This window comes from Streptomyces sp. NPDC053750 (assembly GCF_044544295.1).
Taxonomy (GTDB): domain Bacteria; phylum Actinomycetota; class Actinomycetes; order Streptomycetales; family Streptomycetaceae; genus Streptomyces.
Genome location: NZ_JBITXB010000046.1, coordinates 1 through 14588 on the forward strand (window position 1 = coordinate 1; position 14588 = coordinate 14588).

Genomic DNA, 14588 nt, shown 5'->3' on the forward strand with positions numbered 1-14588 from the left:
CCGCTACGAAAAGACCGCCACCATCTACCTGGCCGGACTCCACATCGCAGGCATCTTCCTCTGGTCCGCCCGGTGATCCAAACGAAACTGCCTAGTGATGCCCCCGCTGCGCCGTGCGAGGTCCGCACCCGCTTGAAACCGGTCCCAGGCAAGCCGGTTGTCGACCGCGTCCTCGATCGCTCTCCAGACCAGCCCTCTCGCGGGGTCCTCCGGAACGTGGGGCTCTCCGCGGTTGCCCCGGATCACCGTGACCGTGTCGCCGACCGGCGGGCGGGCCCGGTGGACGAGGATGCAGGTGGGTGTTCCGTGGCCGGGGATGTAGGCCCCAGAGGTGTCGATGATCCAGCGTGCGTCGAAGCGGGGGAGGAACTCGGTGATGTACCGCTTGCCGAACTCCCGCTTCATGAACGAGTTCGCGGTCAGCTGCGCCACGAAACCGCCCGGGACGGCCAGGTGCTCGAGCATCAGCGCGCTGAAGGGCAGGGCCAGCGAGTACTTGCCGGCCGCCACCTGCGGGTACGCGGCGCGGACCTGGTCGCGGACGGCAGGGTCCTTCGGGGTGATGTACGGCGGGTTGGCCACGCACGCGTGGTAGGCGCCGGCGGCGAGCAGAGGCTCGGTGCGGTCCAGCAGGGAGTCGGCGGCGGCCACGTTGACGGGCCACGACGCCGGGACCTGGTCCAGGCTCACGCCGAGGACGGACGCCGAGCACGCCAGGAGCCGGTAGGCGGTCAGCGCGGCGGCGTACGGGTCAAGGTCCACGCCCGACACCGCTGCCAGAGCCCGCTCGACGGCCCGCGGCCCGTGCCCGACCGGAGCGGAGCGGCGGCCGCGGATCGGCGGGACGCGGGCCATGTGGAACGCGGCGACGGCGATGTGCCCGGTCCCGCAGGCGGGGTCGATCATCCGGACGTCGGTCGGCCCCCACTCCTCGATGGCCGGCTCCAGCGACAGGCGCAGCAGGAGGCGGGCGACCCAGGGCGGGGTCTGGCACAGGGCGCGCCCCTTGCGGGCTTCGTCGGACAGCAGCTGGTAGGCGTCGCCCAGTGCGTAGCCGTCCGCGCGGCGCTCGTCTTCGAGGGCGGGGTGCCGGTCCCAGAACTCCTCGATGGCGGTCCAGGCGGCGGAGCCGAGCGGCTGCTCCCGCAGCGGCAGTACGGCCGGATCGGCGAGCGGGGCCAGGGCGGGGTGGCAGCCGGCGAGACTCTCCAGGGACTTCAGCAGGCCGTCCGGACCCGGTGGGCGTTCGTCTGCCGGAGCCAGGCCGTGCTCGTGGGCATGCCGGACGAGGGCCGCGGCGTGGCTCCAGAGGGCGGCCGTGCGTCGATCGCCGGTGTCGCGCGCGACCGCGGCGGTGAGTCTGTCGTAGGCGGCGGGGGGCAGGGTGCGTGTGGTCATCTCTCCTCGCAGGGGGATCGGGGACTACTGGCCGGCGGTCATCGCGGCCCAGACACCGGCGAAGCCGGAGCGGGCCTTGTCCTGCACGCCGGCCGGGGCGGTCACGTAGAAGTCCTCGACCGTGCCGTAGGTCTTGGCGTCCGGCCGGACGCGGGTGCGCACGCGGTCGATGCCGGCGCCGTGGGCTTTCGTGGAGTGCTCGACGGGGCGGTCCAGGGCCGTGGCGGCGTTGTGCAGGAAGGTGCCGACTTCGGAACGGCTGCCGGTGCGGACGGTCTTCACGGATCGGTAGACCGTGCCCTTGAAGCTGCTGTCGCGGCACTCGGGCTTGGAGCAGCGGTCGCCGTGCGCGGTGTGGCACTCGGGCCGGCGGCCGGCGGTGTAGGCGCGCTGCAACCGGTAGACCGCCCACGGCTCCTCGTCCAGCCGGGCGTTGAACTGGCCGAGCGCCTCAGCGTTCTGGTCGTCGGTGACCCGCCTGAACAAGGTGTCGTCCTTGTAGAGGGAGCTGTTGTCGTTCAGGGCCATCGACAGGTACTCAAGACGCAGCACGCGAGCGGCGAGGTCGGGGTACTTCCGCAGCCGCCTCAGGTGGTCCGGCTGGGGCGAGCACACCCCAGCAAACGGGCATACCGGGCAATATGACTTGGACATGTCGATGCCGAGGCGGTCCTTGACGTAGCCCTGCACGTCCTCGCGGCCCCAGCCGAGCCTGAGCAAGGGGTAGTCCAGGGCGAAGGTCTCGTAGCCGGCCTTCTTGTTGCGCTTGGCCTGGAACTTGTTCGCCTTGACCGCGCGCTTGTACTCGTCCGCGTTGTAGCCGAAGAGCTTGCCGACGGTCTGCCCGCTCGCTCGCTCGAGCTGGAGGCGGTCGATCGTCCAAGCCTTGTGCTTCTGGCTGCATACGTGACCGCCGGCGTACTGGGGAACCGTGCCGTTCTCCTCCAGTTCGTCCATGAGCGTCCATGGACCTTGGCTCAACACCTTGCCGGGGTTCTTGGTGTCGGAGAGGACTTCGACACCTGCCGAGTCGGGGCGCCCGGCCCGCGCGACCTGCGTGTATCGAATGCCCTTCTCCCGCAGCAACGGCAGGACGTGGTTCTCGACGTCGGCGATCGTGTCGGGAAACTCGAACCCGGTCATCGCCGTCACGATCGAGAAGTCGGAGAAGTCTTCGGCGATCCCGAAGGCGGTCGGATCGTTGATGATCGCCAAGGCCAGCGCCGTCGAGTCGACGCCGAGGCCGAAGTTGAGCGACTTGTGCTTCGTCGCGCGGAAGGATGCCAGAGCCTCCGCGGAGGCGACCTCGGCCGGAGCCGGTCCGCCGGACGACGGCGTTTCGGGGACGGCATCGAGGTCGGGTTCGAACAGCGTAAGGGAAGTCATGGGCGTACCTGTGGGGCAGGGGCGGGTGCGGCTGGGAAGGGTCGCACCCGCCGGAGGACAGGAGGGTCAGGGCTGCGGCTTCGCGGCGCGTGCGGCGTCGAGGCCTGCGGGAGTGAGGTAGGGCCGGTGCTTCGGGCCGGTGCGGCCGTCGTCGCCGTCGGTGGGCTGGGGGACGCCGTCGGCGTCGCGGTACTCGACGAGGGCGAGGCGGGCGAGGGCGGCGGCCGTGGGCCAGGTGACGTCCCTCAGCGCGCCGTCCTCGTCGGCCGAGTCGACGGCGGCCAACTGGGAGTCGTTCAGGATCGACCGCCGCCCGGCACCGGTGATGACGTACGGTCCGACGCCCTGCGCCTGCGCCTTCTCCGGCGGCAGCCGGTAACCGTCGCCGTCGTTGCGGTAGACCAAGCCGTCGTCCAGGTAGATCTGGAGCGTCGTACGGCTGCCGTGCGATGCGAGGTGCCCTGAGGGATGTGCGCACGCGGCGCGGAGATGCTTGGGCGCCGGCGGGTAGGCGTTGCTGGTCATCGCGGGCCCTCCAGTGCGAGGACCGGTGCCGGGTCGAGCGCTGCGGCCGGCGGGTGGATCGCTGCCTTGACCTTGCGCCCGCAGCCGGGGCGCTCGCACTGCTCCGTCGCCCGGGGGTTGTGCCACTGGCAGCTCGGGCAGCTCCACATCAGCCCCGCCGAGACCGCCACCGAGGAGATCACGGCCCGCTGCTCCGGATCGGCAGCGTCCAGGAGCTGCTCCAGTACGGGGGGATGCGGGGCGTAGTGGTTGCTGTCGTCGAGGATGACCGTGTCCTCAACGACGACGCGCAGCGGCACGGTCCCGTCCGGCCGGACGACGTGCTCGGGGTCGGCGCTGTCGAGGTGGACCGAGACCCGCACGACGCCGTCCTCGGCGTCCAGGTAGCCGAAGACGAGCACGCCGGCCACCTCGATGCACGACGGTCCCTGGTCATCGGCGGGGTAGAAGACCGCGGCGCGGTTGAGGCCCTCGGCCGTCACGGCGTCGGGGAAGACGAAGTTCAGGGGAGCAATCCGGGAGCGCTGCGCCCGCCCGATCTCCTCGCAGTACAGCTCGAAGCCCTGATCGGGCACCGCGTCGCCGTCGGGACCGTAGTAGAGATCGACCGCTTCGGCGTCGTCGGCCGGGGGCTCGTCGGGCACGTCGCCCTGGCCGCCCACGTTGGCCCAGCTGCCGCGCACGTGCGTGGCGAGCTCCGCGAGGGCAGCGCGTTCCGTGGCGTAGGGCGCCGTGGTGTCCTCGTGGCGGGTCCAGATGCGCAGCATCCAGACCTGCTGGCCCGGGCGAGGCCCCAGGATGGCGGAGACGGCCGGGGACCGGCCGCCGGCTGCCTCGGCGACGATCTCGGCGTGAGCGCGCTGGGCGAGTTCACGGTACTGCGGGGGCAGTTCGGCGGCGGCCAGTGAGGGGGCCAGGGCGCCTGCGATGCGCACCAGACTCTCGATGTCGGAGGGGCGGAAGCGTTCAGCGAGCACGGTCATCCTCATCGGTGGCAGAACGTGGCGGGCAAGGTGGCTCGCCAGGCGTGGAAGGGGGGAGGGCTAGGCGCCCAGATCAAGGAGCGCCGCGACCAGGGCGAGGGCGCGCTTACGCTCGGGGGAGACCCGCACGCGGCGGATGCGCTTCGGGTCGGAAGGGAGCCGGATGCCCACGGCCGCGCCGTGTCCGTCACGGTGCAGCTCGTACTGGTCTGCTGAGAGCATCCAGGCGTCCCAGTCGTCGGCCTTGCGCCCGGCGCGCACCAGGGATTCCGCGGTGGGTGCCGTCGCGGGGCAGGAACAGGCCGGGTCGTCGCACGGACGGCCCGCCGGATGCCGGGAGATGACGCCGCCCGAACGGTAGGTGGCTCTGGTGCCGTTGAGCATCGGGCACGCCTTCTCCGAATACATCAGGCAGGGCGGGTGGAGTCCCGGTTCCGGCGCATACCCGATGCCCACGTCCTGGGGGCGGACCAGCACGTAGAACCACCGCTCCAGCGGCCGTTCGCAGATCTGGCACAGGCCGTTCTCGAAGGCTCGGGTGCGTTTGCCCGGGTGGAGCCCGCCGAAGACCGGCAGACCGTTGTGCTCGAACGAGACGTACGGGACGACCAGGCCGCCGTGCGTGGGACGGTGCGCGCACGCCGCGGGGATCGCCGGGGCGCTCACTGGGAATCACCGCCGGAGAGCTCCCAGGAGGGGCGGGCGAGCTCGACCAGGAAGGTGTAGGCGGCGTCGCTGGCCTGGAGCTGGCGGACGACGGGGAGCTGCCGGTACCGGCTGAGGAACTCGCCGATGGTCAGAGCGGTGTTGTGCGAGTCGTCCGGGTAGCTGCCGTGGTCGAGGGGGACCAGGCGGTCGCCCTCGTACTGCGGCCACGTGTACGCGGCGAGGAGCACGGCCTGGCTCCAGTTGTGCGGGTTGGCGCGGATCTTGACGAGCTCGGCGCCGGGCGCCAGTTCCCTGAGCGAGTCGAGGGGCGGTGTCCGGCGCGGTTGGGGGGTGCTCGGGCCCATGACGGTCTCCCAGTTCGAGGCGGGCTTCTGCGGCCCGGGGCGGTGAGATGGAGGGCTGCGGGGTTCGCCACGCAGCGGTGCAGTGGCCTGGCGGCCGCCCTCACGGCGCCGACGAGGGGCGGCGTTGGGGCTGTGGGGGAGGAGAGAGCGGCCGATCAACCAGACACGAGTACAGTACACACGGAAATCTAAATACGCAACATCACGGCGTGGGGTGTCCGCTCATCCCCTTCGGACACGGTGAACCGGGCCGACAGCAGCGCCACACAGAGCTGCCGGATTCCTCCCTGCTCCCACAGCGCCAGGGACTCGGGCACTGCGGCCGGCCACCACTGCACCGACACTCCGTCGCGCACCACGTCGACCGCGACTCCGTACCCGTCGTCCTTGCTCCAGTCAGCCATGCGCACGTGCGGACTCAGCACATCAACTGCACCCTCATGAAGGCGGATCGCCTCCTCCTTCGCGCTGCGTGCCGCCTGCCGCAGAGCCTTCGCCTGTGCGGCGGACACGGGACGGTAGACGGTGCTAGCTCCCTCGTCCTCCGCGAGGACGACCAGGGCTCCCCCTTGCGCCGCGAGCACACGATCCCGGCCGACTTCGGCGACCAGCTCGAGCAGTTGCTCCGCGGAGACGACCGTGTCGAGTCCGCTCTCGGGAACGGCGGAGGCCCGGTAGTGCCCGTTCCGCACCAAGTCCAAGGCGTGCTTGACGTCCAGCATGGCGCGGGCGAGCTCGGCGGAGCCGGGCCGCCCGTTCGCGGCATAGCGGGTCAGCCGCTGATGGACCAGGGCCGCTTCGCGCTCGTCGGGCTCGTCGAACTGGTTGGCGACCACCTCACGCACGGCAAGGTCGATCACCTGCGCCAGGTACCCGGCGCTGAAGGACCTGCGCCGGAGCATGCGAAGCGCCGTCTGCTTGGACGAGCCGGCCGGGACGACGGCTGATGCCTGGGACACGAGGTGACTCCTCCTCAATTCGCCGGTCGCGAGCCGGGCTGGCCGATGTATGTGGTCCACGCCTCGTACTCGGCGGTGGTGAGAATCGGCGGCGGGACGATGGGGGCGCGCCCGAAGCACTGGTCACAGGCGTGTACGTCCGGCTCGGCGCCGGTGGCGTCAGTGCCGCGGCCCGGCAAGGCGGTGCCGCAGATGGGCAGGTTCGCCGGGACGGACGGGTCCAGCCGCAGATGCAGTTCGTGGCCGTGGAGGACCGGACGGACCGCGACGGGCTCCGGTTCGGAGGCGGGGCCGAAATGTTCTGCCAGGAACCGCACGACAAGGGCGTGAGCTGCCTGGGCCCGCTCGTCCAGGGTTCGCGTGTCCGCCGGCGGCAGCTCGATGACCCGCAGGGGTTCCCGCATCTCTGCGGTCAGGCGGTCGACGAGGACCCGCCCCTCGGCGAGGAACTGCGGGGCGTCGCCGCGGGGGTCGTCGCTGCGCTTGCCGACCCAGATCCACGACAGGGGTACGAACGCGGCGAGCTCGCTGAGGAGCCCGTGCCAGCGGCTCACCGCCCACGTGGCGTAGGTGCCGCATGGCCTGTGGTGGCAGGAGCCGGCTGGCGCCTGGCAGGCGCGCAGTTCGAAGCGGAAGCCGAGCTCGGCCGCGTCCGTCCGAAGGATGCCGAGCTCCGCCACCCCGCCGTTCTGCCGTGTCCACCAAGCCGGTTCACCGCCTAGCAGCGGACCGGGCTCGGTGCTGCGCCCGATCCCCTGCGCCTCCGCTGAATGGGCAGAGGCCAGAGTCCGATGGGCAGAGACGACGCGGGTGCCGTCGATCACGAGATAGTTCATCAGAAGTCTCTCCGGTCCGGCCGGGCGCGCCAGCGCCCGGCCGTCGAGCTGGGAACGCCGGGGTGGAGGCCCGGCAACGGCGGATCAGGCGAGCGACTTCTTGGGGGTGGCCTTGACGGCCTTCTTCGCCGGGCCTGTCTTCTTGGCCCCCGCTCCCGACTTCTTCGTGGCGGCCTTCTTGGCCGCTGCCTTCTTCACCACGGCGGAGGCGCCGGTGAGGCTTCCCTTGGGGGCCTTCCTGACGGAGACCTCGCCGCCCTTGGGCAGCTTCTTGTCACCGCTGACGAGGTCCTTGAAGCCCTGTCCGGCCCGGAAGCGGGGGGTGGAGGTCTTCTTGACCCGCACCCGCTCGCCGGTCTGGGGGTTGCGGGCGTAGCGGGCCGGTCGGTCGACCTTCTCGAACGAGCCGAATCCGGTGACGGAGACGCGGTCTCCGGCGACGACAGCGCGAACGATGGCGTCGAGCACGTGGTCGACAGCGTCGGCGGCCTGCTGGCGACCGCCCATCTTGTCCGCGATCGCGTCGACGAGCTGGGCCTTGTTCATGGCAGAACTCCTGTAGGTGAGCGTGCACTTCGATGCCGGACGCACGGCCGCTGATGTTCAGGGGCGCGGTGCCGACGAAGGGAAGCGGGGCGCGTCATCCAGGACGGTCGAGCGCCTCCGACGACAACTAAAGTACACACTGAAAAAGAAACAGGCAACGCTAATCGTCATGTTGACGACAGTAGTTCGGTCGTGTCACTCTGACGTAGCGACAGCGGGTTTGAGCGCACGGCGAGTTGACGCCGCGCTCCCCGCCCCGCCCTCCTCAGACCACGCACGCAGCACATGACCTCGGGAGAACACCCGTGAATGCCAAGCTCGTTGACCCCACGATCCCCACCCTGACCCCGGCGGCCCACCCGCTCAATGCCCACGCCATCGACCGCGCAGCCGGCGTCCTCCTCGGCGCCGCGTGCGGCGACGCCCTCGGCGTCCCCTACGAGTTCGCCCGTCGACTGGGCCCCGACGAGCAGCCCGCCATGATCGGCGGCGGCCTGGGCCCCTACAAGCCCGGCGAGTACTCCGACGACACCCAGATGCACGTCTGCATCGCCGCCGTCGCGTCCACCGGCGCCGACCTCACCAGCCCGACCGCACTCGACCAGATCGCCCGCAACTTCCACCGCTGGCGCGACGGAGGCGCCAGCGACATCGGGACCCAGACCAGCAGCGTGCTCCGCGCCGCGAAGAACCACAAGACGGGCACGCCCGCCCAGGCCATGACGGCGGAAGCCGACGCCTACACCGCCCGCACCCGGTTCAGCGCGGGCAACGGCTCGCTGATGCGGACCGGCATCGTCGCCCTCGCCTACCTGGACGACGCTGACGGAATGGTCCAGGCCGCAACCATGATCAGCTCCCTCACCCACAGCGACCCCGAGTGCGTCGAAGCGTGCATCCTGTGGTGCGCGGGCATCCGAACCGCCGTGCTGGAAGGCCACTTCGACGGAGTCCGTGATGGCATCGCGCTGCTCCCCGAGGACCGACAGGAGATCTGGCACGCGAGGCTGGACGAGGCCGAGGCGAACCCGCCCCACCACTGGACCCGCAATGGGTACGTCGTCACGGCCCTCCAGGCCGCGTGGTCCGCCATCACCAATACGCCCGTTCCCGAGCTGGCTCCGGAGCGTGGATCGTTCCCCGCCCAGCACTTCCAGCTCGCCACCGAAGCGGCGGTCCGCGCGGGGGATGACACGGACACCGTGGCCGCTATCGCGGGCGCCCTCCTGGGAGCGCGCTGGGGCGTGTCCGCCATCCCGCTCGCCTGGCAGCAGGCGGTGAACGGCTGGCCCACGATGTCCGGCCCCGATCTCGTCCGCTTGGCCGTCCTGACCGCCCGCAAGGGCATGGACGACGGTGACGGCTGGCCGTCGGCCCCGCGCGTCAAGATCCCCGGCTCCGCCGGAAAGGGCTACGTCGCACAGCACCCCGCCGACGCCGGAGTCCTGCTCGGCAACCTCCCCATGACCGAGTTCGCTGGCACACCGCCGGTCGATGCGGTCGTCTCCCTGTGCCGCGTCGGGCAGGGGCCGATCTTCTCCTCGACCGACATCGAACACGTCCGCGTCTGGCTGGTCGACAAGGAAGGCGAGAACTCCAACCTCCACTACGCCCTCGACCAGGCGGCCCGCCAGGTGCTCCGGCTCCGCAAGGAAGGCAAGCGGGTCTTCCTCCACTGCGTCGCGGGCCGCTCGCGCACCCCCGCTGTGGCAGCGACGTACAGCACGCTCCTGGGAACGGACCCCCGTACCGCCCTGACGGAGGTCTGGGCGACCCTGGGCAAGCACTGGACCCTCCTGGCGCACCCGCAGCTCCATGACGCCGTGTACGAACTGGCCGGGCAGCAGCCGCACCGGCCGCAGTCCCGCCCTCGCCGCCGCTTCTTCCGCAAGCGCAGCTGACCCGGGCGACGCGCCACACCGCTGAAGCCAGAAGCGCGGCCTCCATCCGGAGGCCGCGCTTTCGTCATCGTGAGCATGAAGAACTTGACGCCCTCGTCGCTACGGCGGACAACGCACCTGGGAACACCCGACAGATCTCACCACGACGTGCGAGACCCCCCAGCAGGAAGGCCGAGAGCCCGCCGGTCGCCTGACCGGCGGGCTCTCTCGTTTTCAGCGACCGTCCGCCCTACCGTTCCGTGGGCTGGCCCATCTGGTCGGTCAAAAGCCGGGAGCCGGTCGACAGGGCAAGGCCACCAAGGCCTCTTAGCGCCTGGGACCGAAGCGGCCGGATCCCCTGCGGCTGAGGACGAACTCGTAGACCGTCTCGCGATACCAGTGATCCTGGAAGACCCGAGGCTTCTTGCCGTCATCGGCAGTCCGGTCGGCGAACGGGACCTGTCCGCGGGCGTGGTAGGCACGGATGGTCTCGCGCGCGAGGGCCTCGCCACGGGTAGTCATGCCCAGCACCTCGGCGAAGTCGTAGATGTCCAGCAGGTCCCGCGGATCCCCTTCGGGCAGATCGTGGACCAGGGCCGGCCCGGTTCCCTTGAAGGCCGCCCAGACATGCGGACGGTGCTTCTCCACCCACGCGTCGACCTCGTGCTGGTCATACGTACGCGGCTGCGTGCTCCGCGGCGCAGGGAAAGCCTGACGAACGACCTTGTCGCCCTCGCGCTTCTCCTTGACCTTGGTCCACTGGAGACCGGTGTACTCGGAGACGCCGTACCGCGGACCAACCATCTCCGCAGTGAGCTCCGCCTGTTCGCCCTGCGCCTCGGCGGCCGGCTCCGCCGTCGGCGCCCGGCCGGCGAGTTCCTTCTGGATGCCGGCGTCCTCGTCGGTTGCCGACGAGTCGGCCCACGCATGGCTGGACAGCTGAGCGCGTCGTTGCGCTTTGGCCCAGGTACTCCGGCGATTCTCGCGCACCCACTCGTCGACTTCGGCCGCGCTGTAACCGTGTTCGCCGGCCGCAGGGAACCCCTCAGCGCGAATCCATCCCCGGGCCGTCTGTCCGCTGACGCTGTACGTGGTCGCGATGCCCTGGGCGTCCAGGTGCCCGGTGCGCGCGATGGTCGAACGGTCCGGAAGCTCGCTGCCGGCTGCAGGGTGCTGCTCGCTGACCGCCGGCTCCTCGGCCGTCGTCTGCCGGCGCATGCGCCGCTTACGGTTCACGAAGTTGTAGGCCGTCTCGCGGAACCACTTCCGCTCCGTGACCTCCGGCCGCTTCCCGTCACCTGGCGTGCGGTCGGGGCCAGGCAGGACCTTCCTGGAGATGTACCCGCGCAGGGTGGCTTCCGGTACCGGCTCCGTCCGTCCAAGGGCCTTCCCCTCCCACGCGCAGATGTCCGACAGCGTCACCAAGTCCTTCGGCCTGCCGGCGGGCAGGCCGAAGGGGTTGTCCGAGTCCTGCCCCTTCGCCCAGTGGACCGGCAGGTTTTCCTTCAGCCAGGCGTCCACCAACGCGGCGTCGCGGACCAAGGTCCGTCCGGGACCAGAAGGCCAACCCTCCGGGAAACCCGGGAGCGTGGTCCAGTAGGCCACGTTGCCTTCGTTGGCCTCGTACTTCTCCGCGATGTCCTGTGAGGTCACGAGTTCATCAGCGTCGGCGGGAATCACCGTTACTCCTTGTCGGACCGGCAGTGAACCCGCAGGCCGTGGTCGAGGTCCCGCGGGTGGGGGCCTGGTCGGTCAAGCTCGAGGTGGAGCCGGCACCGCCGGCTCCACGGCTGCGCCGGCCCCGATCGCGCAGGGGCAGGCGCTAAAGTACATCACGGTAAAACAATACGCAACGCGCGCTCGAGGTGGTGCCTCCGTGCGCCGACGGAGGTGCCTTCGGGGCCGGGCGTGTGTCCGTCCGGTCCCGAAGACACCCCCCGCGAGTATTCAGTGCGCCAGCGTGAACTTCCGGCCCGCGCGAGCGTTCTTCGCGCGCAGCTTCTCGTCGCGCGCTCGCTGAAGGCTGCCGAATGTCTCCTGCCCCTGCCTTTTGAGAAGGTGCGGAATCCGGTTCGCCGGGATTCCGACGAGGGGGGACTCGCTCAGCACCGCCAGAAGGTCAGATTCCGTCTGGTCGGTGTAGTCGGCGGCGATCAGCGCTTCGACGTCAGGGAAGACGTCCGCGTGCCTTTCAGTGCTCAGGTCGATGAGGTGGTCCTCTTTTCCTCCGAGGCTGTAGCACCAGAGGAAGTTCTCGGGCGGATCGTTGGCGACAAGCCGCTTAAAGCGGCTGATCTCCTTGGTGTAGCAGTAGAAGCGAACGCCCGGTGAGCTGCGCATGATGCGCAGCCAGGTGAGAAGGTATTCGTCGGAGAAGAACTCGCCTGAATCGTGCACGCGAATCCACTTTCCGACGTACCTTTTATGCGTGAGTTCCTCCGTCATCTGCCTCTCGAATTCCTCCTGATTGTCCCGGCACAGGAGGAGATTCCGAATGTGTGCTGCGCGGACGTTCTTGAACCGGTACGTGCCGACCCGGGCGTAGCACAACTGTGCGCACACGCCGGCCTGAGGGCATACGTTGAAATGGCTTCCATCAGGCATTTCGATCACGAAAGCTGGCAATGTCCAGTTGAATACGCCGATCCTCCTCAGATCCGAGTTCTGGGTGAGGAGCCGCTTGGTGGCGGTGCGGGCGGTCGCGTTCGTGCTCTCAGACATCTCGTTCCTTGTGTTCCGAAGGGGAGGCGGGCGGGCGTGGCGCCGGGCATGCCGCGTGCGTGCGTGGATCCGAGCGCGATCACGCCGCAGTCGGCTCTCGCGAACTCAGCCGGTCCTGGCGCCGGCGCTGGCGGTGCGTGCTGCTCTGGTGGTGGCCGCCGAACTGGGCGTCGTCACCGTGACTGGCGATCAAGCCGGTGGGCCGTGGGAGGTGCGCTTGACCTCGGGCTTCAAGAGGCCCTGGAGCTCGGCGAGGCCCGGCGACGTCGACGACGCGGACGTCGCACTGTCTCCCCGGGGTTGCGAGCACCCTGCCGAGCGGCTGCCGGCGTGGTGAGGTGTCGCCTCACGCAGGGCGCCCCCGGCTGATTCAGCCGGGGGCGCCCGTCGGGGAGGGGAGCGCGATCAGTTGCCGCGTGCGAGGCAGCCGTCGGCGTGCGCGGGAGAGGTACGGAGGCGGGGGGATCCCCCGAGGCTGTCGCGGGTCTGGAGGAGGTGGTCGCCCAGGTCTTCCAGGCAGTTGATCTCTTCGATGGGCACCGGCTTGCCGCACCGGTCGCACGGGCCGATGGGGTCGAAGGTGAGGCGGCGGTCGTCGTCGTAGGTCGCGAGGAAGTTCAGTGTTCTGTCCGCGAAGGGGATGGACAGCGCCACCGCGGGGAAGTGCTGGCCGTCCGCGACGAGCGGATGGGTGTCGTCGTCCTTGGTGCGGATGCTGACCGGGCGGCCAAGGGAGTTGAGCGAGAGTCGGTGGCGCAGTACCGCCTCCACCCACCGCAGCTCGGTGTCGTGGCCATGGAGGGCCGGGTCCGGACCGATCCGGCTGGCCTGTCCGGTTTGTGCGCGCTTCACCGCGGCCTGGATGGCCGCGGCCTCAATGGGGTTGGAAGGCGTCCTCGTAGTGCTCGGCATCGGATCTCCGAGAAGAAGGATCGGGTCCGTATCGGCACGCTGGCGCGCCTCATGGACACCGGGGCTGGAATCGAAGGCCGCGGACAGCGGCTTCGGCCGGCGGAATCTCCCGCCCGGCATAAATCACAGTACCTATTGAAACAGGAATACGCAACACAACGAGGGAAGGAACGGCCGGTCAGCCGCTGCACCCAGGGATACGAGTGGGGCAGCGGCTGGGCCGGCCTGTGTGCTGCGGACGTGGTCGGCCTATGCCGGCGCGATGGTGAGCTGGCCGACCTGGTCAAGCAGGAGTTGGGCCCGAGCGAAAGCGGCCGCCTTGTGACCATACGAGGGGACGACCAGGTGCATGGTCTCGTGTGCCAGGGCGCGATCGGCTTCCTCGCGCGTGGTCACCAGCCCGAGGTTGATGGCCATCAACGGCACCTTCAGCCGTGCGGTCTTCGGGCCCAGATACACCTGGGCGGCATAGTGCGAGAGGTAGGGCATGCCGCTGATCGAGGCGTATGCCGCAAGATCGGTGACGAGGTGAAAGTTGCGCTCGGACACCGTCGCGAACAGCTTGGCGCGCCGGCGCAGCCAGCTCACGTCGACGGGGAGGTCGCGCTCGTGCTCCGGCAGCGGGCTCCGCAGATCAGCGTGCCGCTGTTCGGTCACCGGATGTGCTCGATCTGCCATGTGCTTCCTCCTCTCGAGTGGGGTCCTGCTCTTCCACCAGGGCGTCCGGCAGGCCGTCCCATCCCCGGGCCGGCCAGTGGTCGTCTCGCGGCGGTCGGGCCGCGGGGACATCATGCCAACACGTCCCGCGGCCGCCTTTCGGCACCGGCGACGGCGCTGCTCACGCATAGCGTCCGTGCCAGGAGTCCGCGTCCAGCCGCTCCAGTGCGGCGTCCTCCTCTGGGGTGAGGCGGTTGGTGAAGTCGTCCCAGCGGTTCAGCTGCTCGAGTTCGGGGCCGTCGGCCGGCTCGATCCGTGCCTTCTGCCCCGTGGTCAGCTCCATCTCCACGCCGTCGTCCACGAGGTCGGCACTGGCCACCGAAAGAGATCGCCGCCGAGTCAGGTTGAGGTTGAACAGGTAGCCGCCGCCCTCGGCGTCCTGGCCACCGACCAGAGGCCTGATCCATATGACCTGTTCGTCGTCGTCCTCGAAGCGGTGGTGGCGGGCGAGAGCGGCGCGGAAGACCTCCGTCCCGTCAGGGCCCGACACGACCAGTCGCGCGCCGGCATCCACCGGGTCCCCGGTCGCACTGTGGTTGCCTGCGACGAGGTCTGCGAACCGCTGGCGCCACTGCTGCTGTGTTGCTGTCATCGAATCGCTCCTGGTCAGCCCTAGTTGTTCTGTCTCGGGAGGTTGTGGACGGGTGAGCCAGGTCTCGGCTGAGGGATCTTGAACAGGTGAGGGCCTTCCGGTTCGGTGTGGATTGCGACG

The 14588-nt window shown here is 69.8% G+C and carries 14 protein-coding genes and 1 pseudogene; 1 reads left to right on the plus strand and 14 read right to left on the minus strand.

The window, feature by feature from the left end:
- Nucleotides 1-24: 24 nt before the first annotated feature.
- The 9 genes and pseudogenes from ACIGO6_RS41105 to ACIGO6_RS41145 all read right to left on the minus strand — a co-directional run.
- Entirely contained in the window at nucleotides 25-1398 is a 1374-nt protein-coding gene (locus ACIGO6_RS41105; protein ID WP_399885830.1) for an Eco57I restriction-modification methylase domain-containing protein, read from the minus strand.
- Between the two features lie 24 nt (nucleotides 1399-1422).
- Nucleotides 1423-2784 (minus strand): hypothetical protein, encoded by a 1362-nt coding sequence (locus tag ACIGO6_RS41110; RefSeq protein ID WP_399885832.1) that lies wholly within the window; start codon nucleotides 2782-2784, stop codon nucleotides 1423-1425.
- A gap of 66 nt (nucleotides 2785-2850) precedes the next feature.
- Nucleotides 2851-3309 carry a hypothetical protein gene (locus tag ACIGO6_RS41115; RefSeq protein WP_399885834.1) on the minus strand — a complete coding sequence of 153 codons (459 nt, stop codon included), beginning with the start codon at nucleotides 3307-3309 and terminating at the stop codon, nucleotides 2851-2853.
- Nucleotides 3306-4292: a hypothetical protein gene (locus ACIGO6_RS41120; RefSeq protein ID WP_399885836.1), complete on the minus strand. Its 987-nt coding sequence runs from the start codon at nucleotides 4290-4292 to the stop codon at nucleotides 3306-3308. The genes ACIGO6_RS41115 and ACIGO6_RS41120 overlap by 4 nt, the downstream gene beginning before the upstream one ends.
- 60 nt (nucleotides 4293-4352) lie before the next feature.
- The gene (locus tag ACIGO6_RS41125) at nucleotides 4353-4958 is read right to left on the minus strand and encodes a hypothetical protein (RefSeq protein ID WP_399885838.1); all 606 of its coding nucleotides are present in this window, start codon (nucleotides 4956-4958) and stop codon (nucleotides 4353-4355) included.
- Nucleotides 4955-5305 (minus strand): hypothetical protein, encoded by a 351-nt coding sequence (locus ACIGO6_RS41130; protein WP_166630427.1) that lies wholly within the window; start codon nucleotides 5303-5305, stop codon nucleotides 4955-4957. Before ACIGO6_RS41130 ends, ACIGO6_RS41125 begins: the two co-directional genes overlap by 4 nt.
- Before the next feature lie 188 nt (nucleotides 5306-5493).
- Nucleotides 5494-6264, minus strand: a complete 771-nt coding sequence (locus tag ACIGO6_RS41135) for a hypothetical protein (RefSeq protein ID WP_399885841.1) — start codon at nucleotides 6262-6264, stop codon at nucleotides 5494-5496.
- A gap of 14 nt (nucleotides 6265-6278) precedes the next feature.
- A complete protein-coding gene (locus ACIGO6_RS41140) occupies nucleotides 6279-7100 on the minus strand; it encodes a hypothetical protein (RefSeq protein WP_399885843.1) in 822 nt (273 codons plus the stop codon).
- 87 nt (nucleotides 7101-7187) lie between these two features.
- Nucleotides 7188-7646 (minus strand): annotated as a pseudogene (locus ACIGO6_RS41145) (HU family DNA-binding protein); the annotation flags it as partial.
- A 305-nt stretch (nucleotides 7647-7951) separates the two neighbouring features.
- Here ACIGO6_RS41145 and ACIGO6_RS41150 point away from each other — a divergent pair.
- Entirely contained in the window at nucleotides 7952-9547 is a 1596-nt protein-coding gene (locus ACIGO6_RS41150) for an ADP-ribosylglycohydrolase family protein (protein WP_399885845.1), read from the plus strand.
- Nucleotides 9548-9853: 306 nt separating this feature from the next.
- On the opposite strand, the gene ACIGO6_RS41155 is transcribed toward ACIGO6_RS41150, so the two are convergent.
- The 5 genes from ACIGO6_RS41155 to ACIGO6_RS41175 form a co-directional block, all read right to left on the minus strand.
- On the minus strand, nucleotides 9854-11206 hold the full coding sequence (locus ACIGO6_RS41155; protein WP_399885847.1) for a hypothetical protein: 1353 nt from the start codon (nucleotides 11204-11206) through the stop codon (nucleotides 9854-9856).
- A 267-nt stretch (nucleotides 11207-11473) separates the two neighbouring features.
- Entirely contained in the window at nucleotides 11474-12247 is a 774-nt protein-coding gene (locus ACIGO6_RS41160; protein WP_399885849.1) for a hypothetical protein, read from the minus strand.
- Nucleotides 12248-12652: 405 nt separating this feature from the next.
- Nucleotides 12653-13099 (minus strand): hypothetical protein, encoded by a 447-nt coding sequence (locus ACIGO6_RS41165; protein WP_399885851.1) that lies wholly within the window; start codon nucleotides 13097-13099, stop codon nucleotides 12653-12655.
- Nucleotides 13100-13408: 309 nt separating this feature from the next.
- Nucleotides 13409-13837: a hypothetical protein gene (locus ACIGO6_RS41170; RefSeq protein ID WP_363010581.1), complete on the minus strand. Its 429-nt coding sequence runs from the start codon at nucleotides 13835-13837 to the stop codon at nucleotides 13409-13411.
- Nucleotides 13838-13997: 160 nt separating this feature from the next.
- The gene (locus tag ACIGO6_RS41175) at nucleotides 13998-14468 is read right to left on the minus strand and encodes a hypothetical protein (RefSeq protein ID WP_205386967.1); all 471 of its coding nucleotides are present in this window, start codon (nucleotides 14466-14468) and stop codon (nucleotides 13998-14000) included.
- Nucleotides 14469-14588: the final 120 nt, after the last annotated feature.

Coding starts and splice junctions, on each gene's coding strand:
- ACIGO6_RS41140 (WP_399885843.1), bottom strand. CDS start 7,100: ATGAACTATCTCGTGATCGACGGCACCCGCGTCGTCTCTGCCCATCGG.
- ACIGO6_RS41110 (WP_399885832.1), bottom strand. CDS start 2,784: ATGACTTCCCTTACGCTGTTCGAACCCGACCTCGATGCCGTCCCCGAA.
- ACIGO6_RS41115 (WP_399885834.1), bottom strand. CDS start 3,309: ATGACCAGCAACGCCTACCCGCCGGCGCCCAAGCATCTCCGCGCCGCG.
- ACIGO6_RS41170 (WP_363010581.1), bottom strand. CDS start 13,837: ATGGCAGATCGAGCACATCCGGTGACCGAACAGCGGCACGCTGATCTG.
- ACIGO6_RS41160 (WP_399885849.1), bottom strand. CDS start 12,247: ATGTCTGAGAGCACGAACGCGACCGCCCGCACCGCCACCAAGCGGCTC.
- ACIGO6_RS41130 (WP_166630427.1), bottom strand. CDS start 5,305: ATGGGCCCGAGCACCCCCCAACCGCGCCGGACACCGCCCCTCGACTCG.
- ACIGO6_RS41105 (WP_399885830.1), bottom strand. CDS start 1,398: ATGACCACACGCACCCTGCCCCCCGCCGCCTACGACAGACTCACCGCC.
- ACIGO6_RS41175 (WP_205386967.1), bottom strand. CDS start 14,468: ATGACAGCAACACAGCAGCAGTGGCGCCAGCGGTTCGCAGACCTCGTC.
- ACIGO6_RS41120 (WP_399885836.1), bottom strand. CDS start 4,292: ATGACCGTGCTCGCTGAACGCTTCCGCCCCTCCGACATCGAGAGTCTG.